This window comes from Kitasatospora saccharophila (assembly GCF_039529925.1).
In the GTDB taxonomy this organism is placed as follows: domain Bacteria; phylum Actinomycetota; class Actinomycetes; order Streptomycetales; family Streptomycetaceae; genus Kitasatospora; species Kitasatospora saccharophila.
Genome location: NZ_BAAANS010000067.1, coordinates 9,193 through 30,657, shown reverse-complemented (window position 1 = coordinate 30,657; position 21,465 = coordinate 9,193). Strand labels below are relative to the sequence as shown.

The window sequence follows — 21,465 nt, the reverse complement described above, 5'->3', positions numbered from 1 at the left end:
CCGTACGTTCTCCTTCGAGCAGTACGCCGACGGCCTCGGATGGCGCCTGGGCGGTGTCAGCCGCACCACGCGCCACGGCTGCCAGTTCTCCAGGGGCACACCCGCAGAGGTCGTCGCTGCCGCCGCGCTGGCCACCGCCCACGGACTGCTGGCCACCGCCCCCATCCCGCCCGCCCGCCCCGTCGCCCTCAAGGACCTCGTGCTCCTCTTGGAGAGCAGCCCGTGGAACCGCGACGAGTACCGCCACGATGGCCTCGGCGGGACCTGGGGGTCGCCCGATCTGCACGGCACCGTGCACTTCGACCGCCGTGACTGCGACGTCCAGTGGAGCATCACCGTCAACGCCAGCAGCGACGCCGGCTGGAAGGCGACGTTCGGCCACTACGTACCGTCCTCCGTGGTCCGCGCGGCACTGGAAGCGACCGTCAGCGACCGGGCCGTCGAGCGGCGCGCGGACAGCCTCCCCGCCGCGCACCTCACCCATCTCACCACACCCACCGCGGCCGGACTGCCCACAGACCGGATCCCGGCGGCACTCTCCTACTCCCGCCCCGTCCGCCTGAACCCGAGGCCGGCGAGCCAGCCCTCCCCGGCGGCACCCGCACCGGCTGCAGGAGGTCGTCGACGATGACCGGCCCCGCTTCCACCCCCGGCCCCGACGAGCAGATCCGCGCGCTGGACCAGTTCAGCCAGACCGCGGCCGCCCGCCTGCCCGGCACCTGGTCCGCCAGCACCATCGACATCAGCACCGGCACCGCCCGCTCCGACCTGCACGAGCAACTGTGGGACAACGCGGTCACCGCCTGGATCCTCGGCGAATTCGCCTACCAGCGCGCGGGAATCATCACGGACGGCGGACTGCGGGCGCTGCTCGTCCTGCCCCGCCCGCACCCGCACACCGGCCAGTACGCCATCGCACCCCTGCTGCCGGCGGCGCTCGGCACCGCCTACGAGTTCGAGAGCCTCAGCCCGCACGGCATCACCGTCGGAGCCGATCCCGCCCACGCCGCCTCCGCCGTCCGCACCCGGCTGCTGCCTCGCTACAACGAGGCCCTGCGCGCCGTACTGGCGCGGGAGATCGGCCCGAGCACACCCCACGGGGCGGAGACGGCCACCGGCACCGCTGCCGACGAAACCGACCCTGCTCCCGAGGGCGCGCCCGCGTGCGTCACGGACGGCAGCCGCTGGCAGAGCGATCCGTGCGACGGCCAGGTACTGCGCGAGGCCGTTCGTGCTCTGTTGCTCGCCGCCGAAGTGCGCTTCGACGAGGAGCTGACGGGCGCCTCGGACGTCCTGGCGGGCGGCGGCGAGTACATCTGCGACCGCGACGACCTCGACGCGGACCTCGCACCGGTCATCGAGGCCGCCGCCCTCACCGCGGTGCTGGACGCCGCCGGCCTGCGCGTGCACTCCCTCCTGGACCCGGCACTGCCCGGACACCTGGAGCAACTGGAGTCCTGGCCGGAACAGCAGCAGCGCGCGGTGTTCCAGCGCGCCGCCAGCCTCCTCGCCCCGCAGCCCGCCCAGCGGCCCGGTGCCGCGCGTATCCGCTCCGCTCACCCGCCGGCAGCGATCCGTTCCACCACCGCAGCGTCGCCGTCCGTCCCCGCCCTGCCGACCGCCCACCTGCCGACCCGACCGACCCTGTGAAGGAACCCGTCCTGCCCATCGACCCCGATCTGCTCGTCCGACCGCTCCACCTCGCCGGCCCCGGCTCCGGCACCGATGACATGATCGCCGCCCTCGCCGACCACTTCGGCTGGCGGCTGCACAGCACCCCCCACGCCGACCCGATACTCCGTAGCCCCCAGCAGATGGCGTGGCTGGGCCGTCGCTTCGACTTCTTCGGCGACTCCCCGGGCTGGGAAGTCGCCTTCTCGAACCCGATGTGGACACGCGAGCCCTGGTCGGTCGACTTCGACGACGCCACCCCGGGCGAGATCCCCGCCACCGTCCTGTCCGCCCTCGCGCACCGGCTGGAACACTCTCCCGGGCAAGCCTTCCACCCGGCACCCGGCTGGGAGGGCGCCCTCGCGGTGCTGCGAGAGGGCGGGTGGGCGCTTGGGCAGCGCGACGGCCACGACGTCCTGCTCGCCCCCGACCGCCTGGCGGCCCTCACCCGCTCCCTGCACGACGAGGGCGCCCCCACGGTGCTCACCAGCGCCGCCGCCAGCGGTACTTGGAAGGTGACCTTCAGCCCGCACGCCCCGGGCTTCCTGCTACACAGCGCCGCAGCCGCCCTGCTGCGCCCGGCGGTGCGCTCGGCGGACCAGGTGCCCGCCGCCCACCGGGAGCGGATGTCCGTCGAACCGCTCCCGCCCCTGCCGGGGCCCCGCGTCCTGGTATCCCCCCGCTACCTGGCCGGCCCGGGAGCACGAAGGCCGCAGCCGCCCTCCCCGTCCGCCCTGTGGCGCGCCACCGGGCCCGGCAAGGTGGTCAGTTCTTGCGGACGGGTACGTGTGGAGGGAAAACCGGAGGACGGCCTGCTGGCGTGGGTGAGACCGCACCCCCTCGATTTCAACGCCGAGTGGCGGGCGTCCTTCACCCCGAACACGCCTGGCGAGATCACCGACGCCTGGCTGGACTTCCTGACCGACTCGGTGGCCGCCGACCTTGACCTCGGCACCGAGGCCACGTTCATCCAGGATGCGGACATGACGCTCGGCGAGGCCGTCGAGCCGCTCCTCTCGGCCGGATGGAGCGCGTACTCCGACACCACCTGCCTGCGCCTGGTCGCGCCCGGCGGCTACGCGAGCGCCAGCATCCCGCACGGCAGGGCCAAGGACTTCCCGCGGACCACGACCGCCGAAGCCCTCGCCAGCTCCCTGCGATGGGGCGCGGACTTCGCGGCCACCGGTGCCCCCGGGCGCTGGCACGCCGACCTGTCGGGCCGCACCCCGACGCACCTCGTCCGCGCCCTGGCCGCGGCGGTCGCCGACCCGGACCCGCTCCCGCGCGACAGCGGCCGGATCCCGAAGCAACTCCTCACCTCCGTACGCTTCGCAGCCGCTTCCCCGGAGCTGTCCCCGACCGCCGCCGCCTCGCGCGTCCGCAGCCTGCACGCCGCCCCGCCGGCCCACACGGCCCCGACCAGCCCCCAACGGTCACCGGGCCCGACCGACCTGTCGGCCCGCCGCGCCGCCCGCACCCGATGACCGCCCCTTCCCCGCCCACCACCGGAGACTTCCCTGCCCACCGACTTCCGAGACCTGATCGAGCACCAGGACTGGTTCAAGTCCTCCGCGGTGGCCGTCGGCCCCCGCCACTTCATCGGCCCGCCCCCGGGTGCCGACGACCTCCTCGCCGACTTCCTCACCGACCGCGGCTGGCAGCGGCCCCGCGAAGACCGGCTCATCCGGCCCTGCGGCCGGCTCGGCGTCCACCTGCCACGAGGCTCCTTCTCCGAGTGGACGGTGTGGGGTGCCCAGCACCGGGGCGCCCAGGTCGCCTGGAGCATCACCGTCGGCACGGCCATCCCCACCGAACTGCTGGCCGCTACCGTCACCGAGGCGGAGACCATCCTGGAGGAGACCCAGCCCGACGCGCGCGAACCCTACGCCCGCGGCCTGGTCGCCCTCGGCCTGATCCCGTTGGCCCGCGCCGACTGGAGGGACGACGTCGACCCGCGCGGATCTGTGAGCTTCCGGCCTCCCGACGGCTACGCCAACGCCGCGGCCAGCGCCCCCTCCTACCTGCACGAACTGCGCGGCAAACCCGCCGCGACCGTCTCCTCCTACGGCCCCAACAGCTACTGGGACGCCAAGATCAGCGCCGGCACCCCCTCCCGCGTCCTCGCCGCCCTCGCCCGCGAACTCGCTAGCGACGAGCCCCTGCTGCGCCCCGCCGACTACGTCCGGTCGCTCACCTACAGCCGTCGGCACATCACCGTCCGCCCCCTCACCGAGCAGAGCGAGGAGAACCTCTCGCCCGCGGCGCAGGCGGCCCGCAGCAGGAGCAGCACCTCCGCCCCCGCCCCCGCCCCCATCTCCTCCACCCCGCCGCCCGCCCCTACCGCCGTCGCCCCCGCGCACACCGCCGGCCGGTAGAGCCGCACACAGACACCAACCCCTGCGAACGGAACCCATGACCAAGCCCACCGACCCCCTCGAAGCCGTCTCCACCGCCGCCCGCGGCATCCAGCAGGCCATAGCCGACTGGGACGCGGTCAACGACTCCTACTGCGACGAGGACGGCCAGGTCGTGGACACCGACGGCTGGGAGAGCGGCATCGTCGCCCGCGACCTCACGGCCTGGCACCACTTCCAGGCCGTCCTGGAACACGGCATCCCCTTCCTGCTCCTCACCAAGGACCTCCTCCGCCAGAACACCCCCCACGTCAACCACGCACACCGCACCCTGGTGCAGACCTTCTCCAGCGCCTACCGCACCCTCCAGCGGATGATCGACTCCCCGCACGAGGGCGACCACCCGCTGCGGGAGTACGTCGCGGCCGAGATCTGGCACGAGACGGCCAGCTGGGCCGAACTCGTCCCCGTCGTCCTGGAGGCCCACCCGCGCGCCGCGGCGAACGCGCCGAAGCCCGCCCTGGCCAGGTCCCCCCGACTGGACGGGCCCCAGCTCGTGCGCGCCGCCGCCGACCGGATGCCCGACATCGCGCACGAAGCCGTCCTCTCCGCCGCAGTCCAGCCCGACCACCTCCTCGACCAGGACCTGCGCCAGCGCACGGTCGACTACCTGATCGACCGGGGCATGGCCTGGGTCCGGCCACTGCCCGACGGCTACCCGGTGACCCGCGACCACCGGTTCGCGGCCGCCATCCACCTCACCGAAGCCGGCCGCCAGTACGCACAGGACCAGGGCGCACCCGCCCCCCGACGTCGCGCGGTCGTCGTAACCTGCGGATCCCGCAAGGCCACCCCCGCGCCCGGGGCCACCACCGTGCCCGCCGGAGACCTCTACACCGGCAGCTACCACAAGGCCCTGCGCCGCACCGCCGACACCCTCACCGGCGACTGGGGCAGCGTCTACATCCTCTCGGCCCAGGCCGGGCTGGTGACCACCGACCGCCTCCTGGCCCCCTACGACGTCCGCATCACCGACGCGAACGCCGTCCTCGGCGAGCAACTACACCACCAGGCAGCCGCGTTCGACCTCCAGCACGCCGACGTCGTCTTCCTCGGCGGAGCCAAGTACGCCCACGCCCTCGCCTTCGCCGTCCCGCACCGCGCGATGCCGCTCGCCGGCACCCGCGGCATCGGCGAGCAACTGCGACTGCTCAAGCAGGCCCGGGCCGACACCGACGAAGGCCGCCAACTGCGCACCTCCTGGTGGACGCAGGCCGATTTCATCCGCACCCAGCAAGCCGCCCTACGTGGCACCGGCCTCGGACGCCCGGCCACCGTCCCCGGGCAGGCCGCCCCACCCGCACGAACGCGCTGAACACTCCCCGGCGTAACCAGGCACCCGCGGGCCTCGTTGGACGGGCGGACGGGCGGCGCGCTCCGACACCCCCACGGCCTGCGCGCCGCCCTCAGCTCACTGCCGCCCCCCACACCCCGCAGTGCGCCTCGTGGACGCTGGTGACCATCACCGTGCCGCCCAGCGCCACCCGTCGGGTCACCGTCGCCGTGCAGCACCGCAGTTGCTCCGACGACTCGGCTGAACGGGCGTGGGGAACCACAGGATCCTCAGCATCCGCACCGCCGCGGCCGACGGCGTACTGCTCAAGTTCGTACAGGCTGATACCGAGCCCCGCCGCACGGGCGCGGCGTCGGCTCCTACGGGGTCCGCGACGGTTCACCGCACCAGCATGCCCGCTTCGGCCCCGGCCATGACGGAAGCGACCCGCCCCGGGGCCGAACCGGTCCACGGTGTCCGGTCTCACTGATCATGGCGGACGCGACTATGTCGAGCTGCAGATTGCCAGGTTTGGTGAGACGGATCAGGGATGCCAAGCTCAGGGATCATGGCACTTCTTAGCCGGCGCCATCGGTGCCGCCCACTCGTTAGTCGGACCTGTTTGACCACACCTCCGGGGGCGGCGCGAGGCTCTCACGCGCGGTTGTCGCGCTCATCTGGGAGGAACGTGTCGGACGGCGGTTTCCACATGAGTCCTTCCGCCTCCAAACTGTCGGTGATCCACCTCCGGCCGGTCTCTCCGGCCACCGCCCAGGTGTGTTCCATACAGCGGCGCCGTTTCCGGCTGAGCCTCCTCGTTCGCCCACGGGGTCCTGCCAGGTTGTGCACCAGGTCGGCGAGCCACCCGATGCAGACGACATAGTCATCGCCCATCCACGGATGGAAGGGTTGCCGCCGCCGGGCCATAGCGCGAATCTGAATCACAGCGAGGTAAGTCAGGGTCGCGGCGGCCTCGTCATCGTCTACCGCTCTCATGGTGCGTCTCCTCTCCTCGCCGGATCCCACCGATCAAACTCCGGTGGCAGGAAACTAGTGGTCGTCAAAGCTCGGTGGCGAACCGCAGGTGCAGTGACGCCGGACAGAGTGGTTCGCCACCGGCCAGGCTCACCGAGACACCGCCATGTTCATCGAGACAGGACACACGGGAACCTGACCGCGTCGAGCACCACGGAACACCGGCGCGGTGTTCGCCTCCGGCAGACGCAACCCGCTACGCGAGGCGGCCTGACCAGAGCAAACATGGACGCTCCCCCGCCCGACAGGAAGGGACGCCCCATCACCTCCACCCCCGCCGCCCCGCCCTCCAAGATCGTCAGCCTCTTCGCCTCGCTCCACTACATCGCCATCGTCGGAACCGTCGCCACCGCCTCCACCGCCGCTGTCTGCCTGCTCCTGCACCAGCTGCTCCTGTGCGCCGCCCTCGTCCTGACCTGCGGTCAGCAGGTCACCCTCCAGATCAAGCTGCACCGGCTCCAGAACACCGTGCTGGCCGCTCCGGCCGTGCAGGTGCCGCCGCAGCGCCGCTCCTTCGAGTAGCCGACGGGCGCCCCGTCGCCCCGGCCCGTCCGACCCACTCCGCTCCGCCGATCTGGAGAAGCCGTGAAGCCGAAGATGTCCGTCCGCACCCGCAAGGCCGCTGTCCTGCTCTGGGGCGCCGCGAGCGCTTCTATGGCGGTGACCTGCGCCGCCCTCGCCGTCCACGACGCCCTCGACCACGACCCCGCTGTCGCCTGGCACCTGATCATCATGGGCCTGGCCGCCTTCCACCTCTGGGACGCCGCCACCGTCTGGGACCGGTTCACCGACACCGAGGTCCTGCGCCGCCTGCGCCAGGCCCGCACCCCCAGCAGCGCCGCCAACCTCGCCCGCCACCTCGGCCGCCGGCCCGGCCCGGTGCACCTGAGCCTGCTGCGCCTGGTGCGCCGGGGCCAGGTCGTGAAGGCGGACACCGTCAACGGCATCGCCCGCTACACCGTCCGCTGACCTGCTCTGCCCGCCTGTGGCGGGAGCGCTGAAATACGTAGGGCCCGCACCGCGAAGGCGGTTTCTAGCGGTCGTTGCAACACGTGGTCGGCGGTGAAGGTCGGAACGAGTTTAGTCAGACGCTCGGCTGGGTTTCCCAGTCGAGCGTCTGGCGTTGTTGGCGGCATATGGAAGAGGTGGGAGCCGCCGCCAGGGCCTGGCTTGTCGGGCTGGCGGGCGGTGTGCGCCGTTCGTATGACCGCGGTGACCGGCTGGTGGGGAGGATCGTTCGTCTGGGCATGAAGAAGATCATCGCGCTCGGTGCGCTCTCCCTGTCCCTGCTGGCGCTGACGGCTCCCGCTCAGGCGGACAACGACAGCAACTTCGGCGGCGGCGTGAACGCCGCGAACAACTGGAACTTCACCGCCGCCGCGGTCTGCCTGGCCGAGGTCGCGGTCGTCCCCGTGCTCGGTGACTGGGTCGGCGACCACGTGAACAACTGCAGCAACGGCAACGTCATCGACCACTCCGGCCGCTGAACCCGCCCCCGTCCCCGCACCGGCTGGTGCGGGGACGGGGCCCGGCCATCGGCCCGGCGGTCGGAGCGCGGCGGAACCCGGCAGCTCCTTCCGGCTCCGGTCAGCAGTACCACCAGGTGCCGGGGGCGATGACGGTGTCGCCGGGTTCGAGGTTGCCGGTCAGGGCGCCGGAGACCTTGCACAGGTCGGCGACGGCGGTGTTGGGGTCCTGTTCGCGGGGGGTGTTGGTGAAGGTGTTCAGGGCCTGGGTCTGCTCCTTGATGCCGGCGTTCTCCTTCTCGCCCTTGCCGGCGACGCCGTCCAGGCAGGTGCGGTCGGTGGCCGGGCAGTTTTTGATTTTCTCCTTGTTCCCGGCGTCGGTGGTGCAGGCCGGGGTGCTCGCGCCCTCGCCCGCGCAGGGGTCGGTGGAGCCGGGGGTGGGGGGTTTGGCGGGCGGCGGGGTCTGCTTGGCCTGGACGTTGGTGATCATGGGGCGGCAGCCGGGGCTGACGGGCGGGGTGGTGAAGGTGAAGGTGATCTGGGGGGTGTCCTCGGCGGCGGTGAAGGAGTAGGTGCGGCCGGTGAACCAGTTGGCCTTGCCGGTGGCGTCCTTGGTGGTGAAGCTCCCCGCCGGGTTGTTCTGCCCGGCGACGGTGACGGTGTAGGGGCGGCCACCGCCGTAGCTGATGCAGGCGTCGGGGTTGTCGTCCCAGCTGAGGGTGACCGTCGCACCCGCCGCCACGCCCCGCACGCGGGTGGCCAGGGGTTCGGAGCCGAGCGGGGCGAGGGCGGTGGCCTGCAGGCCACCGGGGTGACCGGAGCGGGTGGGCGAGGCGATGGCCGCCACCCCGCTCCAGCCCTCGGCCGGGCCGCTTGCCCAGTCCTGCCCGGCCGGGACGGTCGGGGAGGAGAAGGTGCCGTTGGCCACCACCACCGGGTCGGTGTCCGCGGCCCCCGCCCCGGCCGGGGCGGCGAGCGCGAGGGCGGCGGACAGCGGCAGGACCAGCAGTCGGGGCGGCAGGGTCGTCGGCACGCTCACTCCCACGGAAGTCGACAGGCGGCCCGGGGTGCCCGCGCGTCACGGCGGGCTGACGGACCGCCAGGCCACCACCATCGTCCGCACCCTAGTGGGAGTCCGCCACCGCCGCCCGCCATCCGGACGAGCACGAACCCGCCCGCTGCCGCCACGGCCGGACCCGGCTCGGCTACGCGCAGGTGTCGAGCATCTCGTTCAGCGCGGCCTTCTCCGGCCCGGTCACGGACAGGCCGTAGACGTGCTTGATGTCCGTCCACGCCCGCGCGTACGTGCACCAGTACCCGAGGGCCGGCGGCCGCCACGCGTCCGGCGACTTGTCCGCCTTGCTCCGGTTGCTCGCCGCCGAGACCGCCACCAGCTGGGAGTGCTGCAAGTCGTTGGCGAACGCCTTGCGCTTCGCCGTGTCCCACCCGTCCGCACCGGATCGCCAGGCCGCCGCGAGCGGCACCATGTGGTCGATGTCGACCTTCGACGCCGCGTCCAGCACCTTGTCGTCGTAGACGCTCACCCACTCCCCGGCGACCGCCCGGCACTGCCCGTCCTGCACCACGCCCGCGCCGTCACGCGCGAGGACGACCTCGCGGGTGTCGCACGTGCCCCACTGGATCGCCCAGTGCGGAAACTTCGCCCGCGAGTAGCCGTCCATGCTGTGCGGGGCCTCCACGACCAGTTGGTCGAGCTCGGCGCGGACCTGCCCGGCCGGCGGCGGCTCCGGAAGCTCCCGGTGCGAGAACCCGGCTGCGGCCGTGGCGGCGGCCGGCACCGCAGCCGGGGTCGGAGCAGCCGAGGCCGGGGCCGCGGCGGGGACCAGGGCGAGGGCGAGAGCGGCGAGAGCGGTGGCGCCGCGACGGCGCCACCGGAAGGAAGTGATCATGCCGTACAGCTACCGGTTCGCACACGGCAGATGGTGCTCTGTCACCCGATGGTCGGCGGGCCGCCCTCCGCGTTGACCAGCGCCGCCCCCCACACAGGCGTTCCGGCCGGCGGCGCGGACCCGAAAGCAGGCAACCCGGTCAGTGACCGCGTGTCGTCACCGCTTCACGAGGGAGCCGATGTGGAACCCCGGCCGTGAGGAGTCCGGCCAGGCGCTCGTCCGGGGACTCCCAGCCGAGCGTCTTGCGCGGGCGGCGGTTGAGCTGGTCGGCGACGGCGGCGAGGCGTTCGGGGGAATGGACGGACAGGTCGGTGCTCTTGGGGAAGTACTGCCGCAGCAGGCCGTTGGCGTTCTCGTTCGAACCGCGCTGCCAGGGGCTGGCCGGATCGCAGAAGTAGACCGGGACGCCGGTGGCCAGGGTGAACTCCGCGTGGCGGCCCATCTCGCTGCCCTGGTCCCAGTTCAGCGAACGTCTCACCCCAGCGGGAAGTCCACCGATCGCCGTGACCAGGGCGTCTCGGACGGCCTCGGCGCCGTGGCCGCTGGGCAGGTGCAGCAGCACCACGAAGCGCGACGCCCGCTCGACCAGCGTGCCGATCGCGGACTTCTGGTCCTTGCCGAGGATCAGTCGGGTAGCGGGGACGCATTGCTGCGTCCCCGCCCCCTCAGAACCGTGCATGCGACTTTCATCGCACACGGCTCAAGCAAGCCCCGAGGGCTCGCGGACAGGCGAAGTTGCTGGATGTGTCATCTCGGCGGCTCCGCTCCGCCGTTGACAGTGGGTGTGGAGCAGACGGATTCGTTGGTCGCCCGGCGTGCCCCCGCCGAGGAAGGCGACGTACTGCTTGGAGATCGCCTTCCTGATGACGGCCCGCCATGTCTCCCATTCCTGGGGGCTTCGCGGCGGGTGGTCGGCGTGCAGCAGAAGTCCCCCGCAGACCGGGCAGCGACCGCGCTGGGCCTGGAGCAGGCGCACGGTCGTGCCATCGACTGGCGGAGGTGGTCCCTTGCGACGCCGCTCGGCCCAGTACGACTCCAGGGCCGGGTCGTCCGGAGACGCCCTCCCCTTGACCAACTGGTGCCGGACGATCTTCGTCCAGGAGAACTTGAGCAGGTAGGCACCGCTGTCGCGGTCCCCGAACACCCACCGGTCCTTCCTGGCCTTGTTGAACCTGCCGAAGTACTTGCTGGAGACCCAGTGCTTCGGCTTGTTCGGGTGGCTGTGCTTGGCCCACTTGTAGGCGAGCGTCCACACGTAGTTGTCCAGCGCCGTGAAGACCTCGCTGGACACCACCGTCCGGTAGTAGGCCGACCATCCCCGCACGATGGGGTTGATCTTCTTGAGCACGGCCGCAGCGTTGGCCCCTCGCAGGGCCAGCATCTCGGCGTGCAGCCGTTCCCGGATCCGTCGTTGTGCCGCTGTGCTCGGCTTGATCAGCAGCTTGCCGTGATACCGGCGGACGTTGAACCCCAGGAAGTCGAACCCGACCTCCGCGTGGACGATCCGTGTCTTGTCCTCGTGGAAGGCGAGCCCCCTGGGCGTCAGCCATGCAGCCAGCCGTTGCTTGACCTGATCGGCCTGCTCGCGACTGGTGCACATCGCGACGAAGTCGTCTGCGTACCGCACCAGCACGGGGCTGCCGCTCTGGGCACTTCCGGCGTCTCGGCCGGCAGTGAAGTAGCGGACCCCTGCGGCTTCCTCCATCCCGTGCAGGGCCACGTTGAAGAGCAACGGGCTGATCACCCCGCCCTGCGGAGTTCCCTCCTCGGTCGGGGCGAACCGACCCCGGTCCACCACCCCGGCCTTCAGCCACTGCCAGACCAGTCCCCGGGCGGGGAAAGTGCCGAGCGCGGCCATGAGCCGGTCGTGGTCGATGCGGTCGAACGCCGCCGTCAGGTCCGCGTCGAGCACCCATACACGCTGCGGGTTCTTCCCGTTGAGCGTGGAGTAGATGGCCCCGATCGCGTCGTGACAGCCGCGGCCGGGCCGGAAGCCGTACGACTTCGGCTCGAACCGCGCTTCCCACTCGGGTTCCAGTGCGCCCAGTGCCACAGCCTGCAAGCACCGGTCGACGATCACGGGAATTCCGAGGCCGCGCTTCTTCGTAGTCCCCGGCTTGGGGATGAACACCCGCTTGACGGGCTTGGGAGTCCACGGTCGGGCCTGGTGCTGGACCCAGTGGGCCAGCGCGGCCTTGGACTGGAGAAGCAGCACCACCTTCCCGTCGACTCCCGCCGTCGCGCGTCCTGCGTTGATCTCCGTGACCCGCCGCACGCTCAGGAGCGTGTTCGACCGGGACCGGAGCATCAGCTTCTGCAAGTTGCGGACCTTCTTGAGGTCCCCTGCCTGCGATGCCGTGAAGATCCTCTGCCGCAGACGCCGTACGTCCTCCTCGGCCCGGCGCCAGTCGATCGACGCCCAGTCCAGGTATTCGCCCTCGGGTCCGTTCACCGTCGCGGCGGCGGCCGGGACAGCCGAGGCCGCTCCGGCCGCATCCGTCATGGTGTCCAACTTGTCCCTCGGTTCCGTCGTCCTTGTCCAGTGAGTCCTCACAGGCTCACCCGGCCCACGTCAGCACCCTTTCGGGTCCGGGCAGAGCGCCCGTATCCGGACGGTTGTGCAGGGCGACCGGCGGAGAGGCCGATCATGCTGCCCCGGGTTCCCGTTTCCTTTCGGCTTCCGGCGTTGGCTTCTTGGGCCGTCCTGTTCCCGCTGGGGAGTTGAGCCTTCCTCACGGTCGGCCGACCGGGCCGCAGAGGCCCGGACCCCAACGGGGTTTCCACGTTCCACACGAGTGAGATACGACCGGGGTGGGTGCTCCCTTTACCCCGAGGCGGCGGTGTCCACCTGGCCGGAGTGACCTCTACCGGCCAGCGCCTGCCGCTTCTCAGCGGCCAGCCATGCACCCCGCTGGAGCTTTCCATCGACGGGGCTTGGGATCACGAGGCATCATCGGGAGTTCACTTGCGTTCACCCGTCCGGTCTTCCCCTTGCCGGTAACTCCCGGATGGAACGGGAGTCCTTGGGCTTTCCCCTGAGCTCCGCACCACGCCGTTACCGGCATCGCACGTCAAGGGCGGGGACGGGTCATACGGACACGGACCCGTGACTGCACCTACGGCCCCAACGTCAGCCGCCTCTCCATCCGGTCAGCCCACTCAAACTCGTGCAACTTCGTGTCGCACGGTCGCCCTCCCAGTGGCCGGGAACCGCTCGATCGACGGCTTCGGCGGGCCGCTGGCCGATCATGAGCATCGGCGAGGAGAAGCGCGACCGGCGGCGGTTGGCCTGGCGCTGGGGCCTGCGGCGCGCTCGGCCGGAGCGCAGGACGGCGGCCACCTCGCGCCGGAGCCGGCCGCCGTCCTGCGCGTAGAGGGTTCGGTAGACGGTCTCGGGCACGACGTGCATCTCCGGCCGACCGGGGAACCTGGTCCGCAGGGCCTGGCATATCTGCTCCGGGCTCCACCGCTCCTCCAGCATCCCCTGGACGGCGTTGCGCAGTTCCGGGTTCGAGAGGATCTTCCGGGGCTTCGGACGAGACCGGCCGGAGTCGGCGCGGGCCTGGGCGGCGTGCGGGCGGTAGTACCAACGGCCGTAGTCGTGCAGGACCGTGCGGTTGCGGCGGATCTCCCGGCTGACCGTGGAGGGGCTACGGCCCAGCTCCGCCGCGATGGCCCGGACTGTGGCCTTCTCGCGCAGCCGGTCGGCGATGTGGATGCGCTCGTCCTCACCGAGGTACCTGGACGTGCCGGAAGGCGGTGCCACCGCCGTGAGCGGTGCCACCGCCTTCTGTCTGCCCGAAGCGCCGCGCCCGTGAAGCCATCGTCGGCCGGTCCGTCCGCTGACCCCGACGATCCGACAGGCTTCGGCGTTGCTCATCCCCTGTTTCACGAGCAGGGAGTATGCCTGCCGCTCGGCGGTCAACTGCCGACGCCCTTGCGGCTTCCGGCTGTCTCGAATCTTGAAGTCCATCGCATTCCCTGAGCTGGGGTGTTGCGACGACTCCTAGAACCCAGGGAACGCGGTGCGGGCCCTACGTATTTGTCGCCCTCGGGGGCGGTGGTGCTCTACGCCTTGCCGGTGGAACGAGGACAAGCCCGCCGGTTGTCGGCGAGCTGCTGGCGGGGGAGGTGCTGCCCGGGTTCCTACCCGAAATAGGCGTGGGCGAGGATGCCATCGAAGCCGAGGCCGCGGTACATCTCCTCCATACTGGCCCACTCGGTCTCGGGGCCGGGCTGGCGCGCCTGGGCGGCCTCCTCGGCGTCGAGGTCGTGCTCCAGCCACTCCATGGTGCAGCGGCAGCGGACGAAGACCTGGGGGCCGACCTGGATCAGGAGCCAGTCGCGCTCGGCACCGCACGACGGGCAGGTGATGAGGATGCCGCGAGGGGTGAGCGGGGCGGGGTGGGGGATGGCCAGGACGGCGGGTGGCTCCGGCGCGGGCTCGGGGCTCTGGCCGAAGCGGTAGTTGGTGTATCGGGGGGTGTGGGGGTCGCGGCCGTCGGGAGTAGTCAAGGAGCCCCTCTCGCGTGGTGTCGTGCGAGAGGGTAAATGCTCCGGGGGGACAGTTAGTTCCGTAATGTCCGAATCTGCTGGTGTGGGGTGCGTCACTCCATGCGGTGCCTCCGGCCGTGCCGGGGAGGGGAGTTGACGGCCGTGAGGCCGTCGGTGGGAGGGTGGCGGGGCGGCGGGCCCGGCGTGAGCAGTGCGTCGGGCCCGCCGCCCCGGTGTCAGCCGGTCGGGGCCAGCCGGATGTCGAGGAGTGCGGCGGCGTGGTCGAGGCGTTCGTCGACTTCGGCCGCGGTGGCGCCGGTGGCGACGAGGTGGGCGAGGCGGGCGGTGTGCAGGGTGCCGCCGTCGGTGGGCAGCAGGATCTGCTGGCCGGCTTCGCGCTCCCAGCGAAGGCGCTCCAGCCAGGCGGGGTTGCCGAGTTCGGGGCGGGCCTGGGCGCGCAGGACGGTGCCGGAGATGGCGGGGGAGACGAAGCGGACGCCGGCGGCGGCGCGGCGGGTGGCGGTGAGGTCGACGGGGCGGCCGAGGGCGAGGTCGGCGGCGACGGCGGGCAGGTCGATGCCGGTGGCGAGGGTGACCAGGTGGCCGATGAGGTCGCCGCCGATGCGTCCGTTGGCCTCGATCAGCCGGGGCCCGGTGGGGGTCAGGCGCATCTCGACGTGGCTGATGCCGCGGGTGACACCGAGGGAGGCGAGGGCGGCGGCGGCGATCGGACCGGCCTGGTCGAGCAGCGGGTCCTCGGCGGTGACGGTGTGTCCCATCTCGTCGAACCGCGGCTCCGGGCCCAGGCGCTTGCGGGTGACGGCGACGGGAGTGGTGATGCCGTGGACGGTGACGCACTCGACGCTGATCTCCGGGCCGGACAGGTACTCCTCCACCAGGACCCCGTCGTCCTGCGCTGCCCGCTCGGCGCAGGCGAAGGCGGCGGCGAGGTCCTCGAAGCCCTCGGCCTTGACGACGCCGATGCTGCCCGCGTTGGAGGTCGGCTTGAGGACGACGGGGAAGCCGATGCGGCGGGCGGCGGCGGTGGCCCCGGCGAGGGAGGCGGTGTGGATCGACAGGGCGGAGGGCACGCCGTCGGCGGCCCAGACGGCGCGCCCGGCGCTCTTGTCGCGGCAGGCGGCGGCGGTGGCGGCGCCCGGGCCGGGCAGGTGAAGGTCGGCGGCGATCGTCGCGGCGGGCACCAGGCAGTACTCGTCCCAGGTCAGGACGCCTGCGATCTCGTGCCGGGCGGCGAGGCGAGCGACGGCGGCGCGCAGGGCGTCCAGGTCCTGGGGGTCGGCGACCTCGTGGTCGCGCAGGTGCGGCAGCTGCCAGGTCGGCGCGACGGCGTCGATCAGGGCGACGGAGTGGCGGCGGGCGACGCTCTCCAGGCAGTAGGCCCGATAGTCGGGGTTGCCGATGGCGATCACGATCAGCACGCGGTCGGTGTCGGGGCGGGGCATGCAGTCCTTTCGGGGAACAGCGCGAGTTCAGGGTTGTGGGGGTGCGGCGAATCCGGATCCGGGGTCAGGACCGGTGCGCCGGAAGGCGGTTGGCCTGCCGGGTGAGGGCGGCGGTGCACAGCGCGGCGAGCAGCGTGCTGCCGGCCCAGAGCCAGCCGGGGCCATACGCGAGGGCTGCGGCGCCCAGCAGGGGGCCAGGAGCGCGGAGCCGCCGAACGCCGAGCCCCAGATGCCGAGGTAGCGGCCCCGGGCACCGGCGGGGGCGAGTGCCGAGACGTAGGCCGCGGCTCCGACGCAGAACGCGATCTCTCCGACCGTCCACACCACGGCGGCTGCGACGTACCCGGCCGTGCTGTGCGTGAAGGCGTTCGCGCCCATGCCGAGCCCGATGGCGGCCGCGCCCGCGGCGCACACGCGCAGCGGCGCGGTGCGGTCCATCCACGGCTGCAGCAGCGGCTGCAGGGCCAGGACGGCGAGCGCGTTGGCGACGTTGACCGCGCCGTAGACGCCGGCGGACAGGCCGTCGGCGTGGATGGCCAGCGGTACGCCGTAGACCATCTGCTGGTAGACCGTCAGGACGCCGAGGGAGAGCGCGGTGAAGGCGAGCAGGCGCCGATCGCGCAGCGCCTGGTGGCGTTCGACGGGTTCGCTGCCGCCTCGGTCGGCGGGCCGGTGGCCGCCGGGCAGCGGGAGGACGGCGAGGGCGAAGGCGACGCAGGTGGCGGCGTCGACCAGGCACAGCCAGGTGAGGTGGGAGGAGGCGAGGTAGCCGCCGACGACCCCGGACAGCGCGCCGCCGACGTTCAGCGCCCAGTACTGGACGCCGTAGCCTCGGGCGCGCCGCTCGGTGGGGACGAGGTCGGCGATCCACGCGCCGATGGCGGTGCGCGGCGCGTCGAAGACCAGCCCGATCACCGCCGCCAGGGCTATCAGTTCGGGGACGGTGGTGGCGCGGGCGAGCAGTGCGTACGCGGCGGCGGTGGCGGTGAGGCCGCCGATGATGGTGGCCTTGCGGCCGACGCGGTCGGCGGCCGCGCCGGCCAGCGGCTGGCCCAGCACCCAGCCGACGCCGAAGACGGCCAGCACCTGCCCGGCCGCTGCGATCGACAGGTGCAGGCGGGTGACCAAGTACAAGGTGAGGTAGGGGACGAGGACGGCGCCGATGCGGCTGACGCCGAAGCCTGCCACCAGCACCCAGAAGGCGAAGGGAAAGCGGGCGGCGGGGGCAGGCTGGGGAGCTGTCGCCGGGAGGTGGTCGGCGGCGGCGTTCGACAAGGGGGCAGGCTCCAGGGGAAGAACGGGTGGGGGAGAGGGCGCGGTCAGGTGCGGTCGGCGGCGGGCTGCTCCTCGACGCGCAGGTCGAGGGCGTCGTACAGGTCGGCGACCTCCTGGTCGAGGACGTCGTTGTCGCAGCTGCCGTAGAGGATCCGGCCGGCGGTGGTCATGGTGCCGATGCCCTCGGGCACCGCCTCGCCGGCGCTCAGGCGGATGTCGGCGTCCAGCACGCCGGGCAGGGCCTCGATGGTGGCGCGGTCGGCGACGTGGACGACCCTGCCGGGCGGCGCGGTGATCATCGCGGCGGTGAGCGCCATGAAGCGCGGGCTGGTGGAGAGGGCCGGGAACCGGTCGGCGGCCAGAGCGGGGAGGGTCTGCGGCAGGTCGAAGCCGTACATGCGGGAGGCGAGTTCGGTGATCGCGCCGCCGCCGGGCCGGGCCGCGACCTCGCCGATGAAGTAGAAGGGGTAGTCGCTGGTCTCCAGGATCTCGCAGTGCACCACGCCGGTCTGCTGGCCCAGCGCGGCGGCGGCGCGGCGGGCGAGCTGGACCAGGTGCCGGGGTACCGGCAGGTCCGGGCGCAGCACCGTGTCGTAGGAGCGGGAGGCGCCGTCGAGGGTGGTCAGCAGCGGGGCGTTGTAGCGGCCGGGGACCGCGAGGAGGACGTCGCCCCGGTAGACGTACAGGTCGACGAAGTGCTCGTCGGCCAGGTCGAGGTACTTCTCGACAAGGAACCCGTCCTCGGCCCCGTGGAGGGAGTCCAGGACGTGGCCGGCCGTGAACCGCCCGGTCGGGTCGACGGCCCGGGCGTCGAACGCACCCCGGTCGAGCAGCTCCTGCAGGTGCTGCTCGCCGCGGACCACGAGGGTGTTCACCGAGGCGAGGCCCGCGCGGGGCTTGACCACGACGGGCCACCCGAACTCCTCGGCGAACGCCGGGATCTCCTCGGCCCGGCGGACGACTCGGTGCGGCGCGACCTGGAGGTCGGCGGCGGCCAGCGCGGTCTTCATCACGGCCTTGTCGGTGTAGCGGACGGCGGCCTCCAGGCTCAGCCCGGGCAGGCCGCGCAGCTCGCGCAGGTAGGCGGCGGCGACGATCGCCTGCTCGTCGATCGTGGCGACGGCGTCGAGGTGCGGCAGCCACGGCTCCATCTCGGCGAGCGCGTCGAGGTCGTCCCAGTGGGCGACGGTGTACCGGTGGGGGTCGTCGGCGTTGCCGGTGCCGACGGGCTGGAGCAGAAAGACGGTGTGGCCGTCGGCGGCCAAGGCGTTCTCCAGGACGGGATTGCCGGTGGACAGGACGAGGATGCGCATCGGGGCGACTCCAGTGCGTGGAAGGGGTGTTGGGGAAAGGCCGGGTCGGCCGTGGTCGGTGAGGGGTGGTGCGGCCGCCGACGGAGCCCAGGTGGCGTCCGTCGGCGGCCGGGTCAGCGGCGGCGGAACGAGTCGGCCGGGCGGGTGCCGGCGGCGGCAGCCGCGTCGGAGGTGCCGGCAGGGGCGGGCGGCTGTCGGCGGGCGGGGACGGGGAGCTGGGCCAGGTGCCGCACCCGCCAGGTCAGCACCGCGGTCACGGAGTCCGCAGTGCCCAGCTCCCGCCAGGCCCGGGCGCGTTCCAGCAGCGCCTGCGGATCGTGGCCGGCCGCCTCGGCCTCGGCCAGGGCAGCGGCGAGCGCGTCGAACTCCGGCTCGGCCAGCAGCCGACCGGCCTCGCCGGGGGCCACCCGGCGCAGGGCCTGTTCCTGGCGCCCGCGCACCGCCGGAGGCAGCTGCCGGCCGCGCTGCGCGAGAGCGGCCATCGGCCGGGCGGCGGCCTGGCGGTAGGCGGCGCGCAGGTGTTCGGCGCTGGCACGGGCGGCGGCGGCCTGCTGGCGGTGGCCGTGTTCGGCGTGCCAGCGGCTGCTGGCGATCACCAGCAGCAGCAGCGCGGCCAGCAAGGTGGCCGCCGCAGCGGCGTCCGGCGCCCGGTTGGTGGTGTAGCCGCCGGCCAGGATCTGCCGGGCCGCCGAACGCATCCCGAAGTTCGCGTCGCGGGCGGCCCGGATGTGCGAGCGCGACGCCCGTTCGTACGCCCTGGCCGCCGCGAGGAGTTCGGCCCTCTGGGCAGGCATCGCCGTGCCGGCGAGCGCGTCCAGCACTTCGCCCGTATCGGCGATGACCGCGGCGGCGGCCTGGTCGTCCTCGCCGTCCAGGATGTCGAGCACGGTGTCGACGGCGGCGGACGCCTCGTAGCGGGCCCGGGCCGGGGCGGAGCGGCGCTCGCTCGCTCGCTCGCCCGCCGGGGACTGCCGCTCCTCGTCGGCCCCAGCGCCCGGCGCGGCGAAGCGCGCCCGGATCTTCGGCAGCGTCAGGTCCGGTGCCAGCCGGTACCCGCCGAAGAACACCGGCTTGCCTGCGGCGTCGCGCTCGCCGACGACGGCCACGCTGTAGCCGAGGGTGTCGCCGGACGGCCCGATCTTGCGGTTGACGAGGACCCCCGCCGTCTCCAGGCGGGCGAAGAACTCCTCCTCGGTGTTCGCGCCGGCCAGGGCCTGGCGGACCGCGTCGCGCAGCAGCTGCCGACTGGTGTCCTGGCTGCCCAGCCGGGTGGCCTTGTGCTTCTCCCGGTTGGTCGGCTCCTTCGCCTTCGTGCCGTCGCCCGGGTTGAGTCGGCGCAGTCCCCACTCCTTCTCGATCTTCCGGCACTCCGCCTGTGCCCTGCGGTAGTCGTTCTCGATGTCGGCCTTGCGCAGGTCGCCGCGGACGATGGTGGCCGCGATGTGGATGTGGTCCTGGGCGTGGCGCACCGCCACCCAGCGGCAGCCGTCTGGGTCGCCCTCGGGAGCGATGCCGGCGGCGGCGACGACCCGCCGTGCGGCGTCCGCCCATTCCTCGGGGCTGAGGTCGCGGTCCTCGGGGGAGAGCCGCAGGGAGCAGTGCCAGACGTGTTTCTTCAGCGCGCGGCGCTTGCCGCGCTGGTCGACACGCATGTCCAGAACGGTCTGGAGCTGCTTGAGGTTGGCGGCCGGGTCGCGGCCGGGGTCCGGGGCGAAGCCGTCCCAGGACGCCACCAGGTGGGGGTCGGTGTGTTCGTCGCGTCGGCCAGGACCGTAGAGGTAGGCGAGCAGGCCGTACGTCCGCGAGCCCCGGGTCACGTTCGGCACCACGGCGTCTACTTCTCCTTCACGATCTTCGCCGAGGCGGTGTCGATGGCCGTGATCGCGGCGCGGACGGCGGCCAGGGCTGAGACCAGGTCGGCCGGGCTCGGCAGCCCGCCGGAGTTCAACTCGCGGGCGATCTGGTTCAGGTTGTTGCCGCAGCGGGCGGCCTGGTGTCGGGCGGCGGCGAGCTCGTCGAGGGCGCGGTCGCGGCGGTCTTCGGGGTCTTCGTTGGTGGTGAGGTTGCGGGCGGCGTTGAGAGCACTGGTGGCGATGAAGCGGGCGGTCGTCAGCGCGCGGGCGCTGGCGGCGCGCTTGATCTCGGCTTCTTCGTCGGGACTGAATCGGGCGGTGAGACGGCGCTGGCGCTGGGTGGGTTCGTGGTGGCGGCGGCGCGGTCGGCGCACGACGCTCTCGTCGTCGGCGTCGTCGGCGGCGTTCATCGGCTTGTTCTTCCTGTCGGTTCCTCTGCCGGAGCCCCCCTGGCTCCGGCAGTCCGGATCCGGGTCGAGCGCCCCCGCTCGGCCCGAATCCGGACCATCTCCGGCCCCCTGGCCGGGGCGAGCGCTTGGACCGTCCGATAGGGCGGTCCAAGCAGATAGCTCGCTCCGCCGTAGGTGGCAACTCGCTTGCCAGGGAAGCGGGTTGGCGGCGGTTCGGGCTGCTCGCGGCCGGCTAGAAGTCGGCGCCCGCGTCGGCCAGACCACGGGCGGCGAACGCGCTGATCACGTGGTCCATGACCAGCTCCTCCACCTGGTCCGCGGTGAGCAACTCGGGGCGCTCGGAGCCGGTGCGGCGGACCCTCCACCGGCCGCCCCCGAGCTGCTCGGCCGTGTGCAGGTGGCGGTGGGTGACGAGGACGGTCACGAAGTCGCTGACGATGTCGCGGTCGGCGATGACGGCGGTGCTCATTAGTGCTCCTGGCGGTAGGTCAGGTGAAGGGGAAAGGTAAGACGGTGCTAGCGATGGCGTGTTGGGGGCGGTTTGTCTTTCCGCAGGGCTTCCAGGACCGCCCCGAGCGCCTCGTTCGACGCCCGGTGGCCGGCCTTCCGGATGGCCGTGCGCACGACGGTCCGGGAAGTTCGCCCGGCAGCTCTGGTGGCCTCGCGGCCTATGTCCAGCAGCACAGGATCCGCTACCAGCTTCTTCAGGGAGTCCGTCCGGTCTGCTCGGTCCGGTCCGTCCGGGGTGTCCGCTCGGTCCGTCCGGTCCGTCCGGTCCGCTTGGTCCGCTCGGTCTGCTCGGTCCGGTCCGTCCGGGGTGTCCGCTCGGTCCGTCCGGTCCGTCCGGTCCGCTTGGTCCGCTCGGTCTGCTCGGTCCGGTCCGTCCGG

At 72.6% G+C, this 21,465-nt stretch carries 19 protein-coding genes and 2 pseudogenes; 8 read left to right on the top strand and 13 right to left on the bottom strand.

All coding sequences use genetic code 11. The features are described 5' to 3' along the window. Positions 1–199: 199 nt before the first annotated feature. The 5 genes from ABD345_RS33615 to ABD345_RS33595 all read left to right on the top strand — a co-directional run bounded on the left by ABD345_RS33615 (position 200) and on the right by ABD345_RS33595 (position 5,400). A complete protein-coding gene (locus tag ABD345_RS33615; protein WP_344557789.1) occupies positions 200–631 on the top strand; it encodes a DUF317 domain-containing protein in 432 nt (143 codons plus the stop codon). Beyond that, the gene (locus tag ABD345_RS33610; RefSeq protein ID WP_344557787.1) at positions 628–1,650 is read left to right on the top strand and encodes a hypothetical protein; all 1,023 of its coding nucleotides are present in this window, start codon (positions 628–630) and stop codon (positions 1,648–1,650) included. Before ABD345_RS33615 ends, ABD345_RS33610 begins: the two co-directional genes overlap by 4 nt. After that, entirely contained in the window at positions 1,647–3,155 is a 1,509-nt protein-coding gene (locus ABD345_RS33605) for a DUF317 domain-containing protein (RefSeq protein ID WP_344557785.1), read from the top strand. The genes ABD345_RS33610 and ABD345_RS33605 overlap by 4 nt, the downstream gene beginning before the upstream one ends. A gap of 90 nt (positions 3,156–3,245) precedes the next feature. Continuing rightward, positions 3,246–4,046 (top strand): hypothetical protein, encoded by an 801-nt coding sequence (locus tag ABD345_RS33600; protein WP_344557783.1) that lies wholly within the window; start codon positions 3,246–3,248, stop codon positions 4,044–4,046. A gap of 37 nt (positions 4,047–4,083) precedes the next feature. Further along, positions 4,084–5,400, top strand: a complete 1,317-nt coding sequence (locus tag ABD345_RS33595) for a DUF6884 domain-containing protein (RefSeq protein WP_344557781.1) — start codon at positions 4,084–4,086, stop codon at positions 5,398–5,400. 612 nt (positions 5,401–6,012) lie between these two features. Here ABD345_RS33595 and ABD345_RS33590 read toward each other — a convergent pair. Further along, positions 6,013–6,354, bottom strand: coding sequence for a hypothetical protein (locus tag ABD345_RS33590; RefSeq protein WP_344557779.1), 342 nt, complete (start codon positions 6,352–6,354; stop codon positions 6,013–6,015). 264 nt (positions 6,355–6,618) lie between these two features. Between ABD345_RS33590 and ABD345_RS33585 the strand changes: the two genes are divergently transcribed. The 3 genes from ABD345_RS33585 (at position 6,619) to ABD345_RS33575 (ending at position 7,880) form a co-directional block, all read left to right on the top strand. Next, positions 6,619–6,915 (top strand): hypothetical protein, encoded by a 297-nt coding sequence (locus ABD345_RS33585; protein WP_344557777.1) that lies wholly within the window; start codon positions 6,619–6,621, stop codon positions 6,913–6,915. Between the two features lie 63 nt (positions 6,916–6,978). After that, positions 6,979–7,362, top strand: a complete 384-nt coding sequence (locus tag ABD345_RS33580; RefSeq protein ID WP_344557775.1) for a hypothetical protein — start codon at positions 6,979–6,981, stop codon at positions 7,360–7,362. Between the two features lie 278 nt (positions 7,363–7,640). Then, on the top strand, positions 7,641–7,880 hold the full coding sequence (locus ABD345_RS33575; protein WP_344557773.1) for a hypothetical protein: 240 nt from the start codon (positions 7,641–7,643) through the stop codon (positions 7,878–7,880). 100 nt (positions 7,881–7,980) lie between these two features. Here the strand turns inward: ABD345_RS33575 and ABD345_RS33570 are convergent, their stop codons facing one another. From ABD345_RS33570 to ABD345_RS33515, 12 genes and pseudogenes are all read right to left on the bottom strand, one after another. Continuing rightward, complete coding sequence (locus tag ABD345_RS33570) at positions 7,981–8,892, bottom strand: hypothetical protein (protein WP_344557771.1); 912 nt, start codon at positions 8,890–8,892, stop codon at positions 7,981–7,983. Between the two features lie 172 nt (positions 8,893–9,064). Continuing rightward, positions 9,065–9,769, bottom strand: a complete 705-nt coding sequence (locus ABD345_RS33565) for a GmrSD restriction endonuclease domain-containing protein (protein ID WP_344557769.1) — start codon at positions 9,767–9,769, stop codon at positions 9,065–9,067. Between the two features lie 139 nt (positions 9,770–9,908). Beyond that, a pseudogene (locus ABD345_RS33560) lies at positions 9,909–10,397 on the bottom strand (IS30 family transposase); the annotation flags it as partial. A 72-nt stretch (positions 10,398–10,469) separates the two neighbouring features. Continuing rightward, positions 10,470–12,272 carry a group II intron reverse transcriptase/maturase gene (gene ltrA, locus ABD345_RS33555; RefSeq protein WP_344557814.1) on the bottom strand — a complete coding sequence of 601 codons (1,803 nt, stop codon included), beginning with the start codon at positions 12,270–12,272 and terminating at the stop codon, positions 10,470–10,472. A 684-nt stretch (positions 12,273–12,956) separates the two neighbouring features. Beyond that, positions 12,957–13,742: pseudogene (locus tag ABD345_RS33550) on the bottom strand (IS30 family transposase); the annotation flags it as partial. Between the two features lie 173 nt (positions 13,743–13,915). Beyond that, positions 13,916–14,284, bottom strand: coding sequence for a hypothetical protein (locus ABD345_RS33545; RefSeq protein ID WP_344557767.1), 369 nt, complete (start codon positions 14,282–14,284; stop codon positions 13,916–13,918). A 215-nt stretch (positions 14,285–14,499) separates the two neighbouring features. Continuing rightward, positions 14,500–15,726, bottom strand: coding sequence for an ATP-grasp domain-containing protein (locus ABD345_RS33540; RefSeq protein ID WP_344557765.1), 1,227 nt, complete (start codon positions 15,724–15,726; stop codon positions 14,500–14,502). Positions 15,727–15,753: 27 nt separating this feature from the next. Next, complete coding sequence (locus ABD345_RS33535) at positions 15,754–17,001, bottom strand: MFS transporter (protein WP_344557763.1); 1,248 nt, start codon at positions 16,999–17,001, stop codon at positions 15,754–15,756. 44 nt (positions 17,002–17,045) lie between these two features. After that, a complete protein-coding gene (locus ABD345_RS33530; RefSeq protein WP_344557762.1) occupies positions 17,046–18,314 on the bottom strand; it encodes an ATP-grasp domain-containing protein in 1,269 nt (422 codons plus the stop codon). A gap of 113 nt (positions 18,315–18,427) precedes the next feature. Then, the gene (locus ABD345_RS33525; protein WP_344557760.1) at positions 18,428–20,143 is read right to left on the bottom strand and encodes a relaxase/mobilization nuclease domain-containing protein; all 1,716 of its coding nucleotides are present in this window, start codon (positions 20,141–20,143) and stop codon (positions 18,428–18,430) included. A 5-nt stretch (positions 20,144–20,148) separates the two neighbouring features. Further along, positions 20,149–20,577, bottom strand: coding sequence for a plasmid mobilization protein (locus tag ABD345_RS33520; RefSeq protein WP_344557758.1), 429 nt, complete (start codon positions 20,575–20,577; stop codon positions 20,149–20,151). Between the two features lie 232 nt (positions 20,578–20,809). Beyond that, positions 20,810–21,046 carry a hypothetical protein gene (locus tag ABD345_RS33515; protein ID WP_344557756.1) on the bottom strand — a complete coding sequence of 79 codons (237 nt, stop codon included), beginning with the start codon at positions 21,044–21,046 and terminating at the stop codon, positions 20,810–20,812. Positions 21,047–21,465: the final 419 nt, after the last annotated feature.

Bases quoted from the DNA above. Each gene is read 5' to 3' on its own strand.
- ABD345_RS33610 (WP_344557787.1), top strand. From the start codon at position 628: ATGACCGGCCCCGCTTCCACCCCCGGCCCCGACGAGCAGATCCGCGCG.
- ABD345_RS33595 (WP_344557781.1), top strand. From the start codon at position 4,084: ATGACCAAGCCCACCGACCCCCTCGAAGCCGTCTCCACCGCCGCCCGC.
- ABD345_RS33590 (WP_344557779.1), bottom strand. From the start codon at position 6,354: ATGAGAGCGGTAGACGATGACGAGGCCGCCGCGACCCTGACTTACCTC.
- ABD345_RS33585 (WP_344557777.1), top strand. From the start codon at position 6,619: ATGGACGCTCCCCCGCCCGACAGGAAGGGACGCCCCATCACCTCCACC.
- ABD345_RS33575 (WP_344557773.1), top strand. From the start codon at position 7,641: ATGAAGAAGATCATCGCGCTCGGTGCGCTCTCCCTGTCCCTGCTGGCG.
- ABD345_RS33565 (WP_344557769.1), bottom strand. From the start codon at position 9,769: ATGATCACTTCCTTCCGGTGGCGCCGTCGCGGCGCCACCGCTCTCGCC.
- ltrA (WP_344557814.1), bottom strand. From the start codon at position 12,272: ATGACGGATGCGGCCGGAGCGGCCTCGGCTGTCCCGGCCGCCGCCGCG.
- ABD345_RS33540 (WP_344557765.1), bottom strand. From the start codon at position 15,726: ATGCCCCGCCCCGACACCGACCGCGTGCTGATCGTGATCGCCATCGGC.
- ABD345_RS33530 (WP_344557762.1), bottom strand. From the start codon at position 18,314: ATGCGCATCCTCGTCCTGTCCACCGGCAATCCCGTCCTGGAGAACGCC.
- ABD345_RS33520 (WP_344557758.1), bottom strand. From the start codon at position 20,577: ATGAACGCCGCCGACGACGCCGACGACGAGAGCGTCGTGCGCCGACCG.
- ABD345_RS33515 (WP_344557756.1), bottom strand. From the start codon at position 21,046: ATGAGCACCGCCGTCATCGCCGACCGCGACATCGTCAGCGACTTCGTG.